The sequence below is a fragment of the Peribacillus folii genome (assembly GCF_030271255.1).
GTDB lineage: Bacteria > Bacillota > Bacilli > Bacillales > DSM-1321 > Peribacillus.
The window spans coordinates 1-23,573 of sequence record NZ_JASJOM010000006.1; the positions used below are offsets into that span (position 1 = coordinate 1).

Below are 23,573 nucleotides of genomic sequence, written 5' to 3' on the forward strand. Positions count from 1 at the left end.
CTTGTTGTACTAACGCCCCTGTAGCCCGAAATAGCGTCTTCTAGTTAACACTAATTAATCTGACTATATTGTAATTATTAATAAGGGATGTGAAACCGGCTTAGCTATCCAAAGCTCTAAATGGTTATAGCTCTAGTATATTTCTTCTCTCCTCTTCTATTGTGCTCATATATATGGACTTCTGGAAGCATAGATTTATTGATGGTACGTCCTAGTTCAACTGCAAGTCCAGCCGGTCCATAATAGAATAAATGAATGTCCTTATAATGATGGAGGTCTTGTAGGTCATATACATATTTGCGGAATGCCTCTTTAATGATTTTTATGTCATGATTATATATTACGGCATCTATACCCGGTTTTTCTATTCGGATATCCAAGTGTTGATAAGGTGACTCGATTACCTCTCTTACTTCTTTCTCAGCAATCATTCCACTTACTTGAACGGTCACAACAAGAGAATCATGTACGTCCTTGGATATATTAACGTTTATTTTTTGTTCCTCTGCCTTCTCGCTTGAATTCTCTAAAGCCCATTTTTGAATTTTTCTGTCGTATTGGTATACTACTACAGGCACGGTGTCTGAAATTAATTGCCCAAAATGAATCAGGAGTGGAATAGGTGACAAGGTAAAAATAAAAAGCTTAGTCCCGGAAAATTCTTTCTTCGCTTTTACTATGCGTTTAAAAAATTCTTCATTATGTTTCTTGGCTTCTTCCCATCCCGCTTTGGAAAAATCAATGAATTCCTCTTGGAAGGAAACAGCATCTAAGAATAGGGTATCAATTTCTTCATTAAGAAGAATGGAATCAAACGGCATGCTGTTTTTCCTTTTATGCAATACCGCTATCGCTTTTTTCTCTTGTTTTAAACGCTCATCTACCCAAGATTCATGCTTCTCTTTCATATCAAACAACATCACTGGTGGGTAGTTTTTAACGTTTGTATCGATGGTATGATGACAAGGGCTGCATAACAACATCAGGTTTTCTATAGAATCGATGTTTTCTTCATTGATTCCAAATTCCTCACCAAATTCGCGTCGTGGTGCCTTTTTTCCCGTGCCCTTTCCGATAATATGAGCTTTCTCTCCGATATTAACTTTCTTATCGATATCATCAAAGATTAATGTCCTTTTACATTTCGCACACCTTCCACCAGAACGTACCCATAAATCCCTGTCATCTATTGTAGAAAATACAAAAGCATCTCTAGCCATACATTTAACACCTCATCAGTTTTTTTACTTCTAATCTTTTTCTATTTCCTGTCCATACACCAATTGATTCCGTGCCGACTATGATGAAAAACAGTTCATCGGAGTCACAAATGGTATCTTTCAAGACTCTTTTCCATTCTTTGATATCGTGAGCGGAAGGGGTAGGATGTGGCTCTGGATGAGTGTGCCACTCTCCTAGGTAATTGCATGTCTCCATACTTTCTTCCCAAATGGATTGGACGATTTCTTGGTGGTCATCCCGGTGTTTTTTAAAAAAATATCGCTTTCGAATATCCCTTTTCATCGGGGCTGTTCCCCGGTCGACCACCACATCTAATGAAGACTGAATAAACCTACCTAACAACACGCCCCCAGCTTCCCTATCCTTATTTCCGATTTGCCGGTATTCATGAAATAAGGCATTTACTCTATCGCTTATTTTAATGACTCTCTGGGTATCAATGTTAAATTTCATCCGTCTCACCCATTCCCACAAACTGGACAGTTGTGAACCTTATACAAATATTTCGTTTGCGAAAGCTGCTCGCTGCTTAATTCATATCTATTACTGACCCTTTTCCCTTGAGAAACCATCTCATCACCTTCTCCCTTCCATGAAAGCAAGGGATTGCCAGGTTCTTCTCCTTGTAATGTTTTGATGGCTAATCTGCTTGTTAGAATAGCCGTTTGCAGCGCATCAAGCGAACCATATGGCGTGAAAACTGATTCACAACCTGTCAAAGTCTTCCCAAAGAACTGGTCAGGGGCGGCAAAAGATGCCCTGTTGGAGACTAAGATACTGCTATCCTCCGGGTCTGTAAATAGGCATTGAAAACAACCATCTTTGTTTGGATTGTTTGTAAGAAGAGAATGCCCCCCGATTCCTAAAGGGTCTAACCAGGTATAGATAATAGGTGGACTGTCCGTCATATGATGAAACTGCTTATTTAATTCCAATTCGACTGTTGGTGTTCCTAATGCCAGTATAATTAAATCAGCATTCATTATCTGGTTCTGTTCTTCTTCCATTAAATCCAGAACATCCATTGCTTCATAATCAATTTCTAAAAATGGATATTGCTGAAGGAGTTTCATTTTTAATGCTTCCGCTTTTGAAATTATTGAATACTGATTGTCCACGCTTTTCCAATATAAACTATCAGCTCCAAGTTCATGACGATAAATGTTATCTACATCCAACCCGTCTTTGTCTATCAGCATCATGGTTGTAACCCCTGCTCTAGCTAATTCAAAGGCTATTCTACTTCCAAGAGAACCAAGACCAATTAATGTAACCTTCTTTCCTATTAACCGATTATGCCCCAACGTACGATTTAGAAGGAAGTGCTTATCATGACGTTTAATGGACAATGCTGTCATAGAGAAAGAAGACTCTACTTTCTTTAATGGATGAGGGAAAGGATAACAGGTTTTTACTTTTCCGTGTTTCTTTTGGGCAGCAGACTTTTTGTGTTCCATTTTTTTGAAGTCATTCAGTAATACACCGAAGAAAATTCGTTGTCCTTCTTCAACAGGGATAGAAATGTAGATATATTCCTTTCCCTGTAAATTAAATGTGGTTTTCTTCAAATAGGAATGGAGCAGCTTCTTAGTAGAACTACTAATATTATCAAACACAATCTTTCTTAATAGTTTAGCAGTCCAAGATTCCCAATATGCAGGTGGTTTAATCTTGGTACCTTTTCTAAGAGGGATATGAATGCTGATTTGTGAGGTAAAATCTTTTGTCACATCACATTTATACAGTGTTTTCAAATAGCGTAAGGTCTCTTCATCCAGTTTCTCCACGATTATGGTTTTACCGCTCTTTTCATCAAAGAATGTGATTATTTTCCCGAAAGTATCACCTGGAGAAAATAAAGAATCCACTCGTATCATTTTTTCTTGTCTAATCCAAAGTGTTTCGAATTCTTTTAGGTAATCTTCCTCGTTTCGACCAGTAATTCCATTTCTTAAGGTATTTTCTGCTCTTAAAAAAGCTTCTTTTACAAGACCAGAGGGATTGCTCTGGTCTAAAAGCAACCCCTCATCATGGGCATAACAAATGTATCCATCTCTCTCGATATGCGGTAAAAATCCAAGGACTTTCGGGTCCTTTAAAAACAACATGGGTTTTTCCACCGGAAATCGTTTAGGTAAGGCAACCTGTAATGTTATTTCTTTGCCTTCAATAGTATATTGCCCTTCAAAAGCAGCTTGAAAGGGTCCTCTTTGATTGCTGAAGTCCGTTATTTTCCTAACAGATGATAATAAATCATGTAAACCAAAGTTTACTATTCCTTGTTGCTCTGTCATCATGATTTCACCTCAAGCGGAAGAATTATCCGTAATAAATGTTCTCCCGCTTTTTACAGCTGTATCAGATTCTTCTGGAACGGGGAAATCATCTCCAAATTCCCCTCTTAGTAGTTTGCACGCTTCCACTGGGTCTGTTTCGGTAGAGGCGTCTTTTAATGCATCCAATAAGCATTGGAGTTTTCCTTTGAAATCAATCATTTGTTTCGCACTCATTTTTTCATAGATGTCGTTATACGTAGGTGTTGGAAGGTAAATATGCAGTCTATCTTCCCACTCTAACGTTTCACTATTCCAAACGGATTGAAAAGCATTTAACATGTTCTGAACAAAGGATTCAAGCGCATCTAAATCCTTATAGGTTTTTGGTGTATTCATAAATTGGTCGGCAGGTGTGTACTGGGTCTGAAAATGTGTCAACCCTGCCACGGTTAATCCGATACCAGATGGACGATTAACCTGTCCTTTGAATTTAACATCCTTCCACCGTTTCATATAACGAATGACTCTTCTGAATTGCTTCCTATCTTCAATATCCGAAAGATGGTTCTTAATGGTACTTACTAGTGTTTTGGGTTCTGCCTCGTCCCAACAACGTTGTTCAACCGTGCTGTGCAATTTGCCTTTAGCATGGTACGTGTTATTATCACCATCGGAATATATTGCGAAATCCACATGGTAATTCCTTTCATCTTCCCCATCAGATTCGAACTTAACCGTCACACATGGTTTTTTCATTTCAACATTGTCATACTCTTTAATAAGAGCATCGTATACCCATTTTTTTACGGTTACGGGATTCGGAAAATCATCTTTGGAAACATCAAACAGAAGTCCTACATCAATATCATAGTCTCCTCCGTCCAATGATTTAATTCCAGTGTGCATGGCGTAACTTCCTTGGTGAAATACAGAAAAACGACCGGAATCATCTGGCATATTTTCATCTAACTTATCCAGAAGCTCGTCTCTTTTTTCTCGAAGTTCTTTGTTGTCGTCGTAATCAAGCTTAATTGAATCATGAAAACTTTTGAAATAAGATTGCACGTTAGCCATAAAATGCCTCTTTTCCCTATGAAATTAGTAAAACAGATTATACCCGCAAACAAAAACATACATTCGCATTATATTGATATTATTATACAATTTTACCAATTTATAAGTCAACTTACCTACTCGCTATTTCATCATGAAAGGAAATACTGGTAATAACTAATCACTCCTTTAGTTGGACTAGAAACTTTTCAACTCCTTAATAAGAAATATGGTATTATTTTACAGATGGACTTCAAAGTGGTGTTTTAAATTTATGTAGTAGAACTATTTTTCAAATAACAATAAAGCATTTGAATTGATGGCTTTGGTGTGAAGGAGAGGAGGACAAAAAATGCCCTTAATAATAAGGACAGAATTCTATTGTAGAAAAAAATTGTAACAGCCAAACTTTTGGCGCTTCAATCGAGTATGGATTATTTAAGGTGCCAAGAGCAGGATTCTCATACTCTTGACTTGCCCAGGTCTCACTTTACCAAGCACTCTACTACGAGTACACCTTATTCTGCCTAGCTTTCGCTATGAGGACGGTTGACTTCTGGGGAAGTGTATTTCCTTTTAACGGAAGACACTACGAGAGTAAATCGTAGCCGGGGCAGACGGGTTACCCAACGGAAAGCTTTTACGTCATATTACAACAGCATATTTGCCTTTCAAACATACTGAGGAGCACTTCGCCACATCTATAATTGGGATTAAAATAGTTCAAAATGGATTGTTTTATCTATGTTCATCATTTTAAAGTAATTTTACTAAATCCTTTTTATCTATAGAATTTACTTATATATCTACTGAAAGAAAATATAATCGTTTCGGCTGTTCATATATATTCCAATTAAATTTATACGAGTTATTAAAAATAAGTTCTACATCTTTCCCAATCTTTGTATGTACTGTCTTATAGATTTTTCTAGGTTCAATTTCATAGCCTTTGTATGTTGGAAAGTCCTCTCCAGAAGTATTGGGTGGACTAACATTGGTATAAGCTACTCGATTAGCAAGCATATAGAATTTACAAACTGAAAATCCCTCATGCTTTAATTCTTTTAGTTTCTCTAATCTATAAATGTCTTGATAAGAACCTATTCTCCCTATATCTGTTGCATCTCCTGATTTAATAGTATGTTTTAACTCAATTGCCGCTTTAGCACTATCTTTATTTTCAAAATTAATTAATTCACAAACTATATCAACTTCAGCTTTTCTCTCAAAACCAACTTGTTTCTGAATTGTATATTCTAAATCAACATGAAATGTCTCTTGTTTAGAAAAGCAGTATAGTGTACCAACCTGCTGTATGATATTTGCAAAATGGTGTTGGAATGATGCTTCTTTGTGAAGAATAGCCCTACCTTGTATACAATGAGCAATAAATATGTTCCAAGCGGAACATAATATCTGATTCATTCTTGCTTCGATAGACCCATTAATTAGCTCTTGAAATTCCATTTTTTATCTCCAATAATAATTGAAATTTATAAGTTTGCCTTATCAAGGAACTGTATGACATTCTTCATATGGTTATTTAAGTTTTCATCATTCAAATCCTTAATATCCCAAATCAATGCAACTTTTTTAGCAATCTCAATTTTATTAAAACTGCTTCCTACATTTTTTATTATTGAGTTTTTAAGATGTTGATTTTCCAATTCCGATTCATGTACATACATCTGGGCAAAAAACTCATCGAATGAAAAGGACTCGATAAAATCCATCTCACTAATTATTTTTGGATTAGGTTCATCAAATTGATGGACTATTGTTTCTTTATTCTCATTGACATATGTAAATCGACTTCGATGTTTTATCTCATTACAAATCACCTGTGTCAGTTTATCCTTTGGAATGTAGTTTTCAATCTCTCTTCCATCTGTTATCCATAAATAAACATATGGACTAGCAGCATTCGTCTCATCAAGTCGGTCTTTTAACCTTTGCAATCTACCCTTGTATTCTGTTCTTGTACCGCCAATATCACTATCACAAACAACAATTGAGTATCTACTTGTATTTAAAAAATCAATAAAGTCCGATAAATTTGATTCATTTTCTTTTAAAATTGTATAGTGGTCTAACAAGGAACCGCCATAAAATACAAAACTATAATTCTTTCCTTCGCTGTAATTCTTACTATGAATTGTATTATATAATTCTATCCATTTATTTATATAGATTCGGTCACTTGGACCCTCAACCCAAATAACCAGATTAGACAACAATAGTTGTGAAGGTTGAATCCCTAATAGGTCCAGAATTGCAAAATTATCTACTTTATTTAGGCAGCTTGTTACACTAGTTGCACCCATATTGTCCTGTTCAAATCTATGGACAGAGTAATTTTCATTAATCAAATTCAATATCACATTTGAGTGGGTAATAAGAAAATACTGATGTTTCTTAAATACACTATCGGTTTCTAAAATGCGAATTAAATCAGAAATTGATTTTGCATGAAGATTCATTTCAGGTTCTTCAATAAAAATAATACATTCCTCATCTTTACATTGATAAATAGCTGTTAATAGCAGGATGAATTGTAGAACTCCCACCCCTAAATCTATCGGTTCATGTATTAAATTATTTCCTTCTTTGTTGAAGAATAGTTGATACTCTGCTTTTTCTAACGGTTGGTCTTCCATCATTGGGATAGCTTTACGGTTATCTCTTACATAAGGGGATTGACCATAATTAGGATTAATGAGCTTTGTCTCTAGAGTCACATCGGCATTTAATAGCGCAGATAGCCATCTAGACATATCCAGTTGGTACTGCTCATACCATTTATAATCATGGATTCCCTTAGTAAAAACAAAATCAGCTGTTCGTATTCCATCCACTCTATGTTCTGGTTTCCCTTGTGAATTAATAAAGAATCCTCGAATATCAGTGAATATTTTTATTTTTTTAGTCATTATGTTTTTCCAAAAATAAAAGCTATCATCATTTGTTACGCCATTTATTTTAAAGATTTCTTTCTTCTGCACCTTTGTACGAATTACTTCGCATATATATGTCCGGTCCTGAGTTTCAACGGTTAATTCACAAGTAACATCCTCACATTTTTTTATCCATGTATCTTCTTCTTCAAGAAAGCACGTTAGTATTAAATTGGGAGCACCATGATTACTAAATAATGTTTTAAGGCTACTGAAAAATCTAATTAAATTTGATTTACCAGAATTATTTGGACCAATTATTAGATTTATTCTTTTTAAATTACTTAGTGTGATGCCTTTATCTGAAAATGACCGCCAGCCATTAACCTTTAATTCTTTTATTTTCATTTGTCTCTCCTTAATTAATCAACTTAGTTAATGTTTATAAATGGAACTCGGGACAGTAAAAATAATCTTTTAGAGGATTTTGCTCACATTTTTTTGAAAATTCCCACAAATAAATCTTAGCAAAGATTGGAAAAAAATTATATATTAATAATTTTTATTTTAGTTCAAATAGTGATTTTATTTATAAAACCGGAAAACGCTGGAGTAGAACCCCAGCGTTTTTTTAAATCATTTAATAATCATCAGTTAGCAACTTTCTCTATACCCATTTCCTCCAACTTATTCCATAAATTTTCAAGTGACTTAGTTTTGTTATAATAAAATTCTCGACCTCTAACTCTCCAAAACTTCCAACCTGCTCGTTCTAAATCAGATTGACGTTGCATATCCTCTTCCCATTTTTCAGGACCGTGCCATCTCTCACCATCACATTCAACAGCAAGACGGTCTCTGATTCCTTCAATAACCAAATCAATACGGTAATTTCCTACTTTAACTTGAGGTTGTACTTTATATCCTTTTGCTACAATCATACGTAATACTTCAATCTCAAATACAGAATCACATTTTTCTTCTAAATTCTCAACAATTTCATTTACCCTTGTTGGATTTTTACAATAGCTTAATAACTGATATCGGTAACAGTCTTTCTTCAATTCATCTAACTCGACTGAATGATACAGTCTCATTTGATTTTTCGCTCTGCTTGCAGCTACATTAAAGGTTTGTTGTTGGTCTTTCTTTGTCATCTTAACAAATTTTCTGTTACCAGCGATAACCATTGATAAGAATATAATATCTCTTTCATCTCCTTGGAGGCTGTATGCATTTCCACAGATTATTTTTCTCTTCACAAACTCACTTTCAGATATTCTCTCACGTATTTTATTTTCAATAAGAGATGCTTGTTTATTTCCTTGTAATGCAATTACACCTATTGTTTGTTTTCCATACTGTGGGTCTGCAATTATACTTTCAATATCTTCAACGATTTTATCAGCTTCCGGAACATTTACAATAGAACTTCCTTCAGTGGCATAACCGTCTTCAACTTTAATCGCAACTACTGGCGGCTCTATTTTTTCGTTTTCAAATGGAAGTCTTAAAGGAACCATTTGTCCCCCATAACTGAGGTCATTCGAAAATTGTATGATTTCAGGTACACATCTAAAGTGTTCTTTTAACATTAATCTGCCACTCTTAGGGAAGATTTGGTCAGCAATTTCGTAAAGAGATATTTTATGGTCAAACAACCGCTTGTTTGGTACCCCTTCTAGATAGCGTTGTATCAATTCTTCAATTTCAGCGTCTTTCGTTCCAATTCCATACGGGCTTATTTGTTCATCATCACCTACAACCACAATTTTTTCACCTCGTAATAGCACAGGAACCGACATGATATCGCATTGACTACTTTCATCAAAAATAATGACATCAAACTTATCGTTATAAATTGGAAAGTTTTCAATCACTTGATTGACCGGCATAATCCATACAGGAATCGCTGATTGAGCCTTTTCCATTTCTTTACGCGCATCAGCTAAATATCGTTTGTTATTACCAGTCCCTTTACCATAACGCTTTATAAAGTTTTTCCAAGCTACAAGAGCTCTCTTTTGTGATTCAGTTATTCCATTAATTTGATTTAACCAAGTAGAACTTGACACTATTGATGTAATTAATTTCTTTTGATAATCTTGTTCAGATTTGATGTTGTTTTCTATTCGTTCCGCTTCAAAGTTTTGATTTTCTGTCATCCAATCATGTAAAGATTTTAGTTCCCAAGACTTATGAACTTCTTGAGGAATCGGTACATACTTAGAGAGGAAATCAACCATCATAGCTGCTGTTTTAGGCGCAATTACCTCAAGTCGTGTAAACAAAGCAAAGTATTTTGTAACTTTTTCTTTCTTATTCATTAGATACGTTAATTCTTCAAGTACAGACTCCCATCTAGAATCATCTTTGTCATTTAATACATCAAGGAATGATTGTACAATAGGGTGTATTTCTTTTTCTTTCAATAGTTGCTTTAATGTATCTCTATATAAATTGTAGTTCCTTTCCCACTCTTGGAAGTTAAGAACATCAAACAGGTAATTAGTTATTGATTTAAGCTCTACATAAAAATTGTAATTTAGCCAATTGGAATTATTCAGTAATAGACGATTTGAAGTTTGTATAAAACCTTCTACTAAGGCTCCTAAACGCATAGTTTTCTCATAGGGTTCGATTACTTTGTCAATCGTGCTAAAAAGACGCTTATCTTTGATATCAATTGGAGTTCCACTTATTTCATCGATGTTTGAGTTCCAAATGCGAACTACTTCCTCTTTTTTCTTTTTTAAAATAAGGTGTTGTTGCAGTATGTCAATTTCTTCAAGAGTTCTTACAGGCTGACCATTAATGATTGATTCTTGCCATAAATATTTCGCATTCTTCCCCTTAGTTAAGGTAAATATCGTATTAGGTTTTTTGTTTGCTCTTAATCGTTCCCCATAAATATAAATATCTGATTCTAATTCAAAATCTGGTTTGTTAGGGAGAGTAATGTCATGACTAATAATAGTTTTATGAATAGATACCATTTCTTTATTCATTTCTTTTATTCCACTAAAGAAAGAGGTCCATCGTTCTTTTCGGGAATCACCAGCTAGACAGTCATCTAGTATCTTCTGATTCGCAGTTCCTTCTTTAAAGCAGTCTTTGTATTCTAAAATTCTTGAAAGCTCTATGTTTAATTTTTCAGCATATGGCTTATCATGAGGAAATTGAATTTTATTAGTATTTATAATTGCCTTATCATGTTTATGTTTTAATTCCTGACCGTTAAAAAGCCATTTCTTCATTTCTTCTGGGCTTTTTAATAAATGGATATCTGGAAGAACTGTACCTTTTAAATAAAGGTCTTTTTCTTCTAATGAACCGTTTAGTTCCCAAAGAGTCTTAAATTCTTCTTCTGATAACGGAAATGCAGAATTCAATTCCACTTTATCTAAAATCCAATGATAATCTAATGATTCTTCAGTCAACATTTGGGCAGTATCTGCTTTGGTGATGGAATTACCTTTGTACTCAACTTCTGTTTTTTCACTTTTGCTGTACTCCAGTAACTGATGTTTAAATTTTGCTTCATTTCTTCGACTACTATCTAATTGGTCTTTATTTCTTGCTATTTCTGCTTCTAACTTTTCAATTGATGTATTCCCAAGTTTATCTGAAATTGTCCGTATGGATTTTTCAATTTCTCTTAGAGAATCTCTACCTCCACCGAGGACGGGTACACACAAATCACGTATTTCTTCAGGGATTTTCGCTTTTAGAACTTTTAGAGGATTTTCCTTTTGGCTAGTAATAAGTATTTTCTTTCCATGCGCAAGTAAATGAGAAACAATATTGGCTATTGTATGAGTTTTACCAGTCCCCGGAGGTCCTTGTACGGTCAATCCGTAGTTACTTGACAGCCTTCTGGCAATTTCTTTTTGTTCCTCATTTGCAGCAAGAGGGAAGTATAATTCTGTACCTACTTTATCCCATTTATAGCTATTCAATTCTTTATCTATTTGCACTTCATTTCCGACAATAGACTCAATTGTTGCAGGTACCTCAAAGCCTTCGTCTTGCATAGACTCAATGATTTGTTCTAAATCTTTTTGTATAACTTGATTGTCTTTTCGTCTTAGAATAATTACATATTCATCTAAATGACCTATAGCATCTTTTGACGGATGGATAGGTTCACCATTTAAAGCAGCACGACCACTCGCATCAATTACCTGCATAAATTGGCTAGATAAGTCCCGCACATCTTCTTCAAATACATCTCTATATCGCGCTATTCTTCCTATATTCTGAATTTCCTCCATATTAGGAAGTGGGATGCCACTAAGTATATTCAGTTCGAGCTTGTATCCTTGATTAGTTGGTTTGACAGTAATAATACCTTTATCAGTATCAAGTTCTATATCCAGTTTCGTCGTAAATAAAGGATGTAGGATAGAATCAACTTCATGTTTCCACGTAAAAATCGTCTCTCCTAGCAGTAATTCAAGACCTTCACCTTCAACTTGGAAATCTTGATTAATTCTGAAAAATAGTTCATACAAAGTTTGAACCTTTTTCATTCGAGAAATTTCCGCCGCCCAGTCACTCCACAATGCTTTCCAATCATTGAATAACTTTAACCGACTTGAATCCTCTTCAAAACGTATTTCCACCTCATCTTTTCCTTGGATTACTACTTTCGGGGCAGGGATTTTTGGAGGTTGTATTTCTTTATTATACGAATATGTAATCCACTCTCTAATGGACTTGTCAGGATGTGGAGGAGTCAAAATCGCTTCAGTGAACTTTTGTCTATGAATCTCAATAATTGCTTCCTCATCTTCTCCTTCTCCCATTAAATATACTCCATCACCGTAATCTTCTAGAGAAGCACTAGTCCAATTTTTATCATATTCCTTAAAATCACGGATAACCTTAAATCGCAAGTTATTAATTGCTAACAAATATTCAAACAGTTGCCTAGCTTTGTCGCTCAATTAAAAGCACCTCTTTATTATTTCATATAGTAAATATAACACATTGTATGTATGGGAATAAAAGTTAATTCTTTAGGTCGATTGATAAAATTTATAAGCAAACTTGTGTAATTGCTGAATTTATATATATGAGTCTTTTGTTGGAGTTATCCATCTTATTTTTTTCCCAATCTCATTAATATTTCTCACAAAATCGCTAGTATAAATAATAAAACAGGTAATATCAAAACGCTTCCGGAAGGGGGTGAAACAAAATCACTTTAGGAATTACACTATATTCTCAAAAATAATGATTATATATTGTGCTTTAAAATTGTACAAAATATCGATACTCTACTGCCTCTACAGTAAGAGTTTCTTTAGACCTATACGTAATCGGATTTGGATACTCTAGGTATCAAAATCTTATTGAGCTTGATTTATAATACTTTTACAAACGAAAAAATCTTTACTTGTCTAACATTTATTGAAGGTCAGAAATCTCCATTTATCTAAATAAATATTATGACGGTTTTAGGAGTAAATACTAAAGGTTTAAAAAGGCATGTTCTAAATGAAATTTGTTTTTTTATTGGGAAACAATCGTTTAATTCAATGAATGGGTATAATGTACATGAAGGGTTTAATGATGGCGGAAGATATGCTGCCTATGGTGATGTTCTTTTGAGGCTGAACGGAGAAACTTACGATGACGAAGATAAGGGTAATGAGTTAATTAGAAAATGGAGCAAACATTATAAAAATGGATACAGAACAGGAGCAAAGCATCTGGATGACTCTTTAAAGAGAGAGAATTTATTACACATGAATTATCTCTATAGAAAAAAGACTAGGTGTTCCTCTTTGTTTTTTTATTGATTAATTAATCACTTCCTTTTACTCTTATTAAGTCACTAAATCTAATCCACTGAATTTCTTGGTTAACTTCCAGCATACTCATCTTTTTAATAGGTACTCACGATAATGAACAAGTCCAGTACAGTTTCAATTTGCCCATCTATGTAATATGTTATCTCAATTTCTTTCGCGTACTCCATATGTTCACAAATAGTTTGTTTGCTTCTTGCAGTTGCTGTTCATCTATAATAGGTTTATCTACTTTGTTCTTATATTTTTTCCTTCTTTGTCGTCAATATTTAGACTTTTAAACTTTTAAAAAAACATGAAGAACCCTGTTGGTTCTTTATGTAACCAAAATGAGAATTTGAAGTTGGTATTATTTTAGAACTGAATCACTTTACATGTATGAATTTATGTAATGTGAAAAAAGCTGATTTGAAGTATGAACATTTCTGAGGGAGAGTAGTAAAGTATTCGGTGTAAAGTAGTGGTTTTTATAGCTACTAAGGGAGCCTTGATTAAAATATAAAGCTCCCTATGTGTTACTATATATTATTTATGTAATCCCTTTTCTTTAAACTCTTTCCATATTTCTTCTATGAAAAAGATTGGATGTGAGTAACCAGCATGACGTAAAAATTCTTGGTATTCAGGATGGGACTGGAAAAATCGAGCAGTATAGGCTTTTCTAAAACGCAGATTTGTGGAGGTTTTAAATGTTGAATCTGCAAAAATGAGTTCTTTTAACTCTTGCTTTTGTTTATCCTTCTCAGCCTGAGTTTTCTCACTAATTTCTTTTAACCTCTCTTCCGGAATTTCACGTACTACTTTTTTAACGATTATTTCCACCATTTCTTCATATTCACTAAGTTCAAAAACATGTTCCCATACGGTATAGTTATAAAACAAGAAACCCTCTTTTATATAGTACATTAATAGAAGTGATGGCTTCTGAAAATCAATTTCCTTTATCATTTTATTATATTCATGAATCTCCATGTTTAGCCGCTCTTGTATAGTCTCTTCATATCCTTGATTGTATTCATTTGGGATTAAATAGTCCTCCTCATAAGCGTATAAATAATTATAAAATAACAATTTATTTTCTACATGTACATGAAAATCTAAAAACTCCTTCTGATTTGGTATTTTTATTTGATTCTCACTTTCTCTGTCTATTTCAATTGTTCCATTAACAAGAGAAAAACCCCTCGTTTTAGCAAGACTTTCCAAGTCTTCTTTAAGCGGTATTTGATATTCCATAACATACCCTCCTGAATAAATTCAAAGCTAAAAATTTGTATCCTCTATTAATAATAGTCTAATAGTCCTTTTGACTAATCACAAACAAAAATTCCAAGTATTTGAAGGCTTTTTCTAAAAGGTATACCTTTTAAAAGTGGTTTTTTAAAGCCGTAGAATCAATAGTCAAGAGGTCTAAAAGGTTATTGTAAAATAGATAGAAATAAGGGGTTGTTTTCAATGATGGTAGGTTACGCAAGAGTTTCAACGATTACGATATAATAAGGATATAAGCAAGTTGAAGTAAAATCAATCAGGACATAAATACTTAGTGGAATAACTAGGATAATCTGAATTCCCATTATCTCTAGGAGGTACATATTTGAAACAAACTAAATCGAATAAAGGTTGGTTAAGTCTTGGGGCAATCGGTTTATTTATTATTGGGAAAATGAAATGGTTGTTTGCATTATTAAAAATAGCAAAGTAGGTTCGTTGAGTGTCCCCTTTCATGATAATTTACGAAAATGTTCAAAACTTGGGTCATCTGCATTTAGGACAGCATATTTTTCATCTTTAGATTTAAATGTAATTCCGAACCTAGAAAAGCCCTTTTGTATTCCTATATTGTTCAATTATGTCATGATAATCCATGTGGTCTTGAGTAAGGTTTGTAAATAAAGCTGTTCCAATTCGATTTGTGCAGGTGACACAAAAAAACATTTATGAAACAAGAAAAATATGAAATAATATTATTAGTTAAGCTGTCTCATACTCATACTACAGTAATCAAATGCTCAATGTATTATTAAACAATTAAACCTGTTGACATTTATACGAAAAGGTGAAACCTTTACGATTTCACCTTTCTAGTATTAATCAATAGATTAAACCATTTAAACTATTATTTTTATATAAGCTATATATACTCTAATTTTATATAAAATCCCTTGATTTCTTTTTGATTATTCCTTATAAAACATATCTTTATCATCTTGTGTATAAAGATAGCCACTCAATTTACAGTTCCAGGCTTCTTGACTATAAGAACTTTGTTTCTTATTAAAAAAACCGAAATTCTCTTCTCCCTGTCTAACTATTCTAAACGTAAATCCCTGGTTCAATAATAGAGGGTTAATGGTGTTTATTCTAATTATACCAAAATCACTAATATTTCTCATTACTTGTGAAGTAATTTCAGTTTCGTTAAGTTCAATCACCAATTCTAAATGAGCTTCAAATATCAATCTCTTCATAAAGCCAAATACAGATGAAATTAATTCATTTGAAATAAGCAAATTAAATTCTTCATTGCTCCTTGCTAATTGATGAATTAACAGTCGATTTTTTTTATCGAAGGGATAATTACTTCTTTTTGATTCATAATCCGAAAAAATATTAATAGAATTTTGATTTTGAGCAAATTCCCTTAAAAAATATTTAACAATCCCTGTCCTTTGTACAGATACATGTAAATCTTGAATTTTCCTTTTTAGCTTGGGTTTTGCTACAGTTCCAGCGAATTTTTTTGGTATTGTTGGAGCTATAATGTCTTTGTGCAGTTCTTCAATTGCATTACCAAAGTAAATCCCCAATTCCACAAGCTTTTTATATTCGGGAATTGATAAAATTTCTTCAATCTCCTTTTTTAATGATTCATTTTTCTGATTTTCTTTATTCGCCTCTAATAAATAATATGCATTTGGTATTCCATAATAATGTCCAAGACCTTCTCTAGCATTAGATATAACTAATTTAAAGAAGTTATACCAAGCTTCAGGGGAAGTTTTTTCTTTTGTAATTTTAATTACGTCTAGAAGTTCTTTCCCCTCGTCAATTTTTTTAATAACTTTTCCTAACTTATATGAAGTCTCAGCTATATTCATTTATTTCCCACCCTTATGCTTCATCTTATAAGCAATAATCATCCCTATAATTGTGTTCGATTTCCAAACATCCATCATCTCAATATTTTCTGTTGCACGACCATGAACTAAATCATTTCTTTTTTTTCTAATAAGGTTTAGGGAGTTTTCATCTGTTTTTGTGATTGGAATTTCCAATGTTGCTATTAAATTACGTAACTTTGCAAATAAAGGAGCATTAGTTAATGAACTAGAAAACTTACCCTTAATATCTTCAGATAACTTATCTTTTTCTTCTTTGGAGCCGTCAAAAACTGAATTAAATTCATTTAGTGCAGCTGCGACTACCTTTTTTCTGATTCCCTTATTCACTAATGGAGACACCTTTTCATCTGATAATAAAAATTCTATTGATATGTTACTGAATATAATTTGGTCTTCTAAATTAGTAGAATCCCAACTCCGTTTGAGCCATTTTAAAGCATTTAATAAATTTTTCATCTCTTCAGAAACGTCATTATCCATATTGGCAGCTATCAAATCTTCATACCAATCTAAATTTTCTATTTTTTCATTAAAAGATTCATCTAGTGTAAGTATGTTTGGTTCCACTATCTTTTCCATATCAGAAACAACTAGGCCATTTGTAACTAGATTACGAACATACACTAGAGAGCCCACTTTGGGTTTTGGTACGAAAACGTCTCTCTTCCACTCTGTTATATAGTCCTGAGTAGAGTACAATTCAAATAATGAATCTTGTTTAACAATATGGTTTATCGCGTTTAGTGCATCTTCAATTTGCTTTTTGGCTTGAGAATAGGCTGCATAAGGAGACTGACTATCTACATTGACTTTAGCTAATGTATAATGTCCAAATTTATCCTTTAATTTCTCTTTCATCAATGCAATATCATAGTTATCAGAATCACTTGCAAGTAATTCTACATTACCAATCCCTATGGACTCAGTTTCAACCAATATGTTATGTACTGGTATCAACACTATATAAGGTTGAATATGCTCCTCAATTCCTTCTATGTCAGCTTTCCATCCATTACTTCTAACCATGAAATCAATAAGGTAACGGGGGTCGGTATTTTCAGAGATAAGTAAACCTAAAGTAGATTTCTTGAGATTGTAAACATTGGTATTGAAATTCAACGTAACTGTTGAATTATTTTCTTTCCGAACGGATATTATCAAAGCTAAATAATATTTTTGCATCCCTTCCCCATAATCAACATAAATAGGAATTTCATTAATTAAATGAAAGGTTTTAAGGTTCATCTCAAAAACATCTTTAAGAACAATTTCCCCATAATCATCGCTACCTGAATATCCTACAAAATTAAATCGTAAGGGTGTTATAAAATCTTCTTCGGAAACCTGTATTTGCATTTTTAATGATGTTTTTTCATCTTCATTTATATCTATTAATCCATAAAAATGGTTGCCAAGTTTAATTAAGTTGTCTCCATTTTCTAGTATTTCATCTGAAATTTGTTCTAATAATTTTATTGCTACATTGATATCATCGACACTGATTTTTTCATTTTGATTTTTATATGTAGTCAATCTATTTAATATTTGATTCAAAACTTGGATTGCAGTATATTTATTAATCCCAAATAAATCTCCTGTAATCGTTGATACACCTATAAGCAAATATGCTGGAACTTCAGATTTCTTACTTTTGAGAAGAAACGCTTTTATCATTTCTTCATCCTGATACATAATAATTTCATAACAAACAACTGAATTTTTAAACGGTTCAAAGGGCAAATTTATTGGTATATGCTTAGCTGCTGCTGTAAATAGTTCAGTCATTATATTACTCCTTTGTAAACTTAATTTTATTAATATAAAAGTAAAGCAAGCAATAATTAAGGACAACCATTCTGTTTTTTGCTACGCCAAACTACAGAAACTGAAAAAGAAGAACCACTTCTTTAATCCCTCATAAGGGTCACAAGAAGGATGTGGTTCTTCTTCTAATACTAAACTAGATTGTTACCAGCCACTCTATAGATTAATCTTACTTAAGCGTTAATTTTTTATAGTAAAAAATATCGTTACTCTTTTAAACTAAAATTTTGTTTTCCCCTGCGCATTATCTAATTTTGAAACTTAAATATATTAAAAATCTACCATTTCACTTTGGAAATCTTCTGGAAAATTCTTCATATCTTCTAATTGTTGAAGAAAATAGAGCTTTATGGTTACATCTTTATACATTGCTCTAAATTCATCTTTCATCATATTTAAGCAATACATACAAGGTTCAAGTTTTGTGTATATCCTTATTGTTACTCCACCACTTGTAAGGTCATTCTTATATCTACGCACAATCTCATTAAAAATTTTGCGTTCACAACAATACTGCCTTTGACCGATGTAGTCTCTGTTGTAATAATTTTGGGGCATGTAAAATTTCAAGTTTGGAGTTAGTCTATGTGCTACAGGAAATTGCCCTAGAGGTCTCATACAAAGCACAGGTGGTGGCATGTCTGGTAACCTTTCAAAAGCAGGAATATCAATATCTTCCTTTGCTGAAAGATTAATCTTGCTATGAGCAAAAAAGTAAGGAATATCTTTTGCTGACTTGCTAGGTAATATTACTTCCGCAATTGCGATGTTACCATTAATATTCCATCCCTCTATTATCTTTTCAAGGTCTTGTTTTAGCTTTTTTCCAATTTGAAGTTCCTGCTCTACTTCTTCTTTATTCATCTAAACCTCCCATGGTTAAAATGTAATCCAACTAGAATAGATTATCATAATTACTTGATTATGGTAAAGGAAGAAGGGGGCTATATAAATCACCCTCAATATAACAAGAGAACTCTACAATATATTGGAACTCACCGGTTATCTCAAAAGGATAAGTGGCTTCTGGGCCAGGTACAGTTATTATTTTTTCTGGATGGAAGTAGCTTATTTCTACCTTCATGTTATTCGCCTCTCTTAAAAGGTTCGGATAGTTATATTTTTATTATATACCACTTGAAACTGTTGTTTTCACTGGCCTATTAGAGTTATCAGCTTGTTGAACTAAACTGCCCCGTTAGCCATCCATGAATCGCAAAAATCAGCGATTCACCACAAAGAATGAAAATGGTTAGGAAGTGTCAATACTGATACTGACCGTAATCCATCGGCTAATTAATTAACGCTCTCCTCTTTTTTTTTAACGATTGAGCAGAGTCTTCTTAAGTATTGTCATTTTTCATTTTTAAAGAGACTTATTTTCATGGTAGTTCATCAAGAAAATCAACAACATCCTTTAACTGAGCCTACAAATTAAAAAAGTTGCAATATAGAGGGGATTCCTCTCGAATATTCACTGGGAGCATCCGGTTTTATACATGTCAATTATTATTATTTCTTATTGTCGTATACGCATAAGATTATCAACGGTTAGTAAGGTTTTCAATATCAAAAATGGTGGTTTCATTACGATTTATGGTGTTGTCCTACATACATTTTGTAACATCAACTTTTCAGCATTGGAGAATCTTGTACTTCTCTTCCAGTTAAAACGCGAGCATAAGCACCACTCTAAACATTTAACACCCCTTTTTCTAAAATATTATCTTTATTCATGTGTATTCTATTTACAAACCCATCACCTTTCGAGTTAAACATCTCCTCAAAATATTCACCATAATTTGGACGAAAGGTTCCTATATTGTATTCCCCCCCTTTTCATATGTTTATAAGTTCGATTTTCTGTCCATACTAATCTTATAAGTTTCGATAATATATCCATTAAACTATACTTTATAGGATTGAATATCGAACTAATAATAAGAAAAAGCTTATAACATATAGCATTTAAAGCCATTTGTTTATAAGCTAGTTCTGTTCAAAAAATCCGGTTCGGTTTTTCATACAAGTGTCCGGTAGAAAGTTCGATTTTCTATCCCATTATATTTTCGAGTAGTACAACTGGGTTAACTTTGAAAAGCACATTAAATTTCAAATCTGTTCCCATTCTATCGTTAATCCTTATACTTTCAATAAAGTAAAGGAATACTAATCTCTGTTCTGTATGTGATAATTCGTTTAAATCCAGCTGCTCAAAATTGTGTAAAAAGATATTTATATTATCTGGTTCTAAGAGATTTTCGATATCTTGTATTGTTTGATTAACATTATGAATTTGCTTTTGTATCCTCTTTTCGACATTTCGAAATACGCTGTCCAATTTTAGCCCTTTTTCAATTTGAATCTTTTTATTTTCCTGAAGAAGCTTTTCTTGAGCGTTTAGTTGTAAAAGAAAACCTTTTAAAGAATCAGAGTAATTTAATAATGAACTAGTTACTGTGGAAGAGTTAATTTTAAAAGAAACTGCCAATTGTTTTTGAATATAATCAATTAAAAGTTGGTTTAAACTTTCAGCTTCAATTTCAAACGGACAATTAGTGCAGTAATATTTCAAATAGGCATATTTAATACCATTCTTTTTTGTAGAGCTATTCCGATGTTTAAGCTGATAATCACAATTTTCACAATACAATAGGTTGCCGAATAAAAATGGTGTTTCAAATTTATTGTACCTTTTTTTCAATGAACGATTAATTTCAATTAATCGACTTAATGAATTTGGCACGATTGGTTCATGTATGTGCTCTCTATAAAATTTCTTTTCAAAGTTTTGTTCTCCTTTGATATTCCAGTCTAAGTGACCTAGATAAACTGGATTTTTCAACATATTGTCTATTGTACTTGCTTGCCATTTTTTTTTGGAAGGTGAAGGGATTTCAGCTTCATTTAAAATATCCGCAACCTTTTGTACAGAATGACCCCAAGATGCTAAATAAAAGATGAATAATACAATTGCTTCATCTTTATTAGGTACTAATTGCTTTTGTTCTTTAATATGCTCATACCCAAATGGACTAGTAGAACCAGGTCTTTTAACAACTTCTAAATTCAAATCAGTCTTTTGACTGTCTACTGCTCTTCTTGATTTTTCGATAGACTCTGCATTAGCTATAATCAGTTGCAACTTAACGTCCAAATCGGCAGGTGTCCAGGCTTCTTCTTTCGTTGTAGTGAAAAACTCAAGATTTGGTTTTTTATTAATTACATCATAATAAAACTCAGAAACAAATGAATAAATTTTTCTATCAATTCTTGAGAAGTCATAAAAAATAACAGCTCCTATATCTTCTGTTAATATTATTCTTTTCATTTTATTTAATCCATCCCGTTTGCTAGCCTTTATTTTAAAAGCACTCACTGCATCATCATAAAAAATAAACTCATCAGGTAATATATAACCCTTTTTATTAGCTAAATCTTGGATTGCTAACTTTTGAACTTCAAATGAGTTATTACCTTTTTGATTAGTGGATGAACGTCTAATTGAAGCGACAGCCAACTTTTTAGATGTTAATGTTAACAATACTACTCATCCTCTCTATGTAGTCCTTATCTAGGTATTCATTAAAAAAGAAATGATAGGTTAAATATTTTTCATCAACGAAACATTTTTTAACAATAAGATTTACGAAGTTCTTGATTTCATTTTCCGTTAAAGAACTGCCAACATTTATTTTTTCAATCAACACTTCCAAATTTTTTTTATAGTTATTACATATTAAAATCTGTTCTTTCACTTCTTTTCTTGCAGCTTTTAATTGCTTTAATTTTCTGATATCTTTATCAAGATTACTGTTATAAAATTGCTCTTTAGGTGATGTAGCGATTTTTAGTTCTTTATCTTCAATCTCTTTTTCAGTTGAGTAATGCTCTCTTTTCTTATTTTCTATAATTTTTTCAAGAATCACTAAAGCCTGTTTCTCCAAGGCATTTTTATTCAACGAGCTAAATACTATGGAAAGGTTACTGATTAATGATTTGTTAAATTCACTTACCTTAATCGATATCTTCATGTGTTTCCTTGAACAAGTGTATAATCCTGAATCACCCATTTTATTCTTTCTATATACCATTTTGTTTTGACACATTTTACAAAAGGGTATAAAAAAACTTTCTGAGGAACGTTCGTCCAGATTCCCCTCTAGCTTACTAATAAAGGGCTCAACTTTATTTTGAACTTCAGAAAAAACCTCAATTGTTATTGCTGGTTCAACATATGATAGTAAAGCGTAACGTTTTCCAATTTTTTCATGACCTGCATAAAAACAATCTGTTAATATCTTTACGATTTTCATCGGTGGTCTATTGAATACCCCTGAAAAAACTGTAATTAATTCTATGAATTCTTTAGTATTCTTAATTCCATTTGCTTTTTCGAAAAGGTTCATTAATTGAGTTTTATATTCTGAATCCAAAGCGTATTTTTTTATGATATCCTTCTTATTAACTATAAAGCCGAATTTCCTATTGGGTAGCTTTCGATTATTATCCGCTACCCTGCGTGCAATGCCTTTCCCTTCTTCTTCTATCAAAATCCCGTTAAACCCCTCTACCAAGTAATTAGAACTAAAATTTGAATAGCTCGCATCAGTTGTAGTGAAATTTATTTCAATATTATTAGCAATAAACAAATCTACTAATTCAATGTATTCATAGAAGTTTCTAGTCAACCGGCTTCTGTCATAAACATATATCTTAGCAATTTCCCCTTGTTTAATTAATCTAATGACCTCCACCATTTTCTCTCTGTTCTTAATGCTAATTTTGTTTGCTGAAACTCCCAGTTCATTGATTTCTAGATACTCATCTTCATCCAATACATCTCTGTACTTTTTATCAGCCGCTACTTGCATTTCTAAACTCTGGTTTTCTGTACTAACTCTCCGAAGAAATAGTATCAACTTGTCTTTTTTTACTAATTTATTCAATTTTATCTTCCTTTCCTTGGTACCGCTTATTAATTATTTGAATTTGCTCTGTGACGGAAAATCCAATTTCTTGAAAAAGTAATTTTTCAATAAGTCGCTCAATCCACATTGTTCCCAACTCGTTTTGCTCTTGTGTTATAACAAATTGAGTTTTAATGTCCTTCATATAATCGTCTCCTAATCTAGTCTTATATACATAATTGACAGAAAGCGTTTTTTATATACCTACGAGTTTTTTAAGCTGTCAAAATCGAATTCTAGTTGGTATGTATCTTCTAAATCCTCTGATACTTCTAAAATATCTTTTCTTTTGCTGACAGCCTTATATGTATTTGAGCCTGGCAACTTAAGTTGCTCGAATATACTTTTCATTATTTATTCCTTCTGCTCATAA

16 protein-coding genes are annotated in these 23,573 nt (G+C 32.7%); all 16 read right to left on the reverse strand.

All coding sequences use genetic code 11. The features are described from left to right. Nucleotides 1-116: 116 nt before the first annotated feature. The 16 genes from QNI08_RS11140 to QNI08_RS11215 all read right to left on the reverse strand — a co-directional run bounded on the left by QNI08_RS11140 (nt 117) and on the right by QNI08_RS11215 (nt 23,345). Nucleotides 117-1,220, reverse strand: coding sequence for an SAVED domain-containing protein (locus QNI08_RS11140; RefSeq protein ID WP_285767515.1), 1,104 nt, complete (start codon nt 1,218-1,220; stop codon nt 117-119). Nucleotides 1,221-1,224: 4 nt separating this feature from the next. Further along, the gene (locus QNI08_RS11145; protein ID WP_285767516.1) at nt 1,225-1,695 is read right to left on the reverse strand and encodes a Mov34/MPN/PAD-1 family protein; all 471 of its coding nucleotides are present in this window, start codon (nt 1,693-1,695) and stop codon (nt 1,225-1,227) included. Nucleotides 1,696-1,700: 5 nt separating this feature from the next. Beyond that, nucleotides 1,701-3,539, reverse strand: coding sequence for an E2/UBC family protein (locus QNI08_RS11150; protein ID WP_285767517.1), 1,839 nt, complete (start codon nt 3,537-3,539; stop codon nt 1,701-1,703). A gap of 9 nt (nt 3,540-3,548) precedes the next feature. Then, entirely contained in the window at nt 3,549-4,592 is a 1,044-nt protein-coding gene (locus tag QNI08_RS11155) for a nucleotidyltransferase domain-containing protein (protein ID WP_285767518.1), read from the reverse strand. 777 nt (nt 4,593-5,369) lie between these two features. Further along, nucleotides 5,370-6,038 carry a hypothetical protein gene (locus QNI08_RS11160; RefSeq protein WP_285767519.1) on the reverse strand — a complete coding sequence of 223 codons (669 nt, stop codon included), beginning with the start codon at nt 6,036-6,038 and terminating at the stop codon, nt 5,370-5,372. Nucleotides 6,039-6,064: 26 nt separating this feature from the next. Next, on the reverse strand, nt 6,065-7,873 hold the full coding sequence (locus QNI08_RS11165) for an ATP-dependent nuclease (protein WP_285767520.1): 1,809 nt from the start codon (nt 7,871-7,873) through the stop codon (nt 6,065-6,067). Between the two features lie 242 nt (nt 7,874-8,115). Then, a complete protein-coding gene (locus QNI08_RS11170) occupies nt 8,116-12,414 on the reverse strand; it encodes an AAA domain-containing protein (RefSeq protein WP_285767521.1) in 4,299 nt (1,432 codons plus the stop codon). A gap of 1,392 nt (nt 12,415-13,806) precedes the next feature. Then, nucleotides 13,807-14,517 (reverse strand): hypothetical protein, encoded by a 711-nt coding sequence (locus tag QNI08_RS11175; RefSeq protein WP_285767522.1) that lies wholly within the window; start codon nt 14,515-14,517, stop codon nt 13,807-13,809. A gap of 579 nt (nt 14,518-15,096) precedes the next feature. After that, nucleotides 15,097-15,219, reverse strand: a complete 123-nt coding sequence (locus QNI08_RS22585) for a Mur ligase family protein (protein WP_483313772.1) — start codon at nt 15,217-15,219, stop codon at nt 15,097-15,099. A gap of 242 nt (nt 15,220-15,461) precedes the next feature. Continuing rightward, complete coding sequence (locus QNI08_RS11185) at nt 15,462-16,382, reverse strand: hypothetical protein (protein WP_285767523.1); 921 nt, start codon at nt 16,380-16,382, stop codon at nt 15,462-15,464. Beyond that, on the reverse strand, nt 16,383-18,191 hold the full coding sequence (locus tag QNI08_RS11190; RefSeq protein WP_285767524.1) for a HEPN domain-containing protein: 1,809 nt from the start codon (nt 18,189-18,191) through the stop codon (nt 16,383-16,385). It abuts the gene before it with no gap. Between the two features lie 309 nt (nt 18,192-18,500). Beyond that, entirely contained in the window at nt 18,501-19,094 is a 594-nt protein-coding gene (locus QNI08_RS11195) for a deaminase domain-containing protein (protein WP_285767525.1), read from the reverse strand. Nucleotides 19,095-19,152: 58 nt separating this feature from the next. Next, the gene (locus tag QNI08_RS11200) at nt 19,153-19,314 is read right to left on the reverse strand and encodes a hypothetical protein (RefSeq protein WP_285767526.1); all 162 of its coding nucleotides are present in this window, start codon (nt 19,312-19,314) and stop codon (nt 19,153-19,155) included. A 969-nt stretch (nt 19,315-20,283) separates the two neighbouring features. Then, on the reverse strand, nt 20,284-21,774 hold the full coding sequence (locus tag QNI08_RS11205) for a recombinase family protein (protein ID WP_285767527.1): 1,491 nt from the start codon (nt 21,772-21,774) through the stop codon (nt 20,284-20,286). Beyond that, a complete protein-coding gene (locus tag QNI08_RS11210) occupies nt 21,755-23,179 on the reverse strand; it encodes a recombinase family protein (RefSeq protein WP_285767528.1) in 1,425 nt (474 codons plus the stop codon). The genes QNI08_RS11205 and QNI08_RS11210 overlap by 20 nt, the downstream gene beginning before the upstream one ends. Further along, the gene (locus QNI08_RS11215; protein ID WP_285767529.1) at nt 23,172-23,345 is read right to left on the reverse strand and encodes a hypothetical protein; all 174 of its coding nucleotides are present in this window, start codon (nt 23,343-23,345) and stop codon (nt 23,172-23,174) included. The genes QNI08_RS11210 and QNI08_RS11215 overlap by 8 nt, the downstream gene beginning before the upstream one ends. Nucleotides 23,346-23,573: the final 228 nt, after the last annotated feature.

What these genes read in the sequence shown, in the direction of transcription:
- QNI08_RS11140 (WP_285767515.1), bottom strand. Translation starts at nt 1,220, where the DNA reads ATGGCTAGAGATGCTTTTGTATTTTCTACAATAGATGACAGGGATTTA.
- QNI08_RS11145 (WP_285767516.1), bottom strand. Translation starts at nt 1,695, where the DNA reads ATGAAATTTAACATTGATACCCAGAGAGTCATTAAAATAAGCGATAGA.
- QNI08_RS11150 (WP_285767517.1), bottom strand. Translation starts at nt 3,539, where the DNA reads ATGATGACAGAGCAACAAGGAATAGTAAACTTTGGTTTACATGATTTA.
- QNI08_RS11155 (WP_285767518.1), bottom strand. Translation starts at nt 4,592, where the DNA reads ATGGCTAACGTGCAATCTTATTTCAAAAGTTTTCATGATTCAATTAAG.
- QNI08_RS11160 (WP_285767519.1), bottom strand. Translation starts at nt 6,038, where the DNA reads ATGGAATTTCAAGAGCTAATTAATGGGTCTATCGAAGCAAGAATGAAT.
- QNI08_RS11165 (WP_285767520.1), bottom strand. Translation starts at nt 7,873, where the DNA reads ATGAAAATAAAAGAATTAAAGGTTAATGGCTGGCGGTCATTTTCAGAT.
- QNI08_RS11175 (WP_285767522.1), bottom strand. Translation starts at nt 14,517, where the DNA reads ATGGAATATCAAATACCGCTTAAAGAAGACTTGGAAAGTCTTGCTAAA.
- QNI08_RS22585 (WP_483313772.1), bottom strand. Translation starts at nt 15,219, where the DNA reads ATGTTTTTTTGTGTCACCTGCACAAATCGAATTGGAACAGCTTTATTT.
- QNI08_RS11185 (WP_285767523.1), bottom strand. Translation starts at nt 16,382, where the DNA reads ATGAATATAGCTGAGACTTCATATAAGTTAGGAAAAGTTATTAAAAAA.
- QNI08_RS11190 (WP_285767524.1), bottom strand. Translation starts at nt 18,191, where the DNA reads ATGACTGAACTATTTACAGCAGCAGCTAAGCATATACCAATAAATTTG.
- QNI08_RS11195 (WP_285767525.1), bottom strand. Translation starts at nt 19,094, where the DNA reads ATGAATAAAGAAGAAGTAGAGCAGGAACTTCAAATTGGAAAAAAGCTA.
- QNI08_RS11200 (WP_285767526.1), bottom strand. Translation starts at nt 19,314, where the DNA reads ATGAAGGTAGAAATAAGCTACTTCCATCCAGAAAAAATAATAACTGTA.
- QNI08_RS11215 (WP_285767529.1), bottom strand. Translation starts at nt 23,345, where the DNA reads ATGAAGGACATTAAAACTCAATTTGTTATAACACAAGAGCAAAACGAG.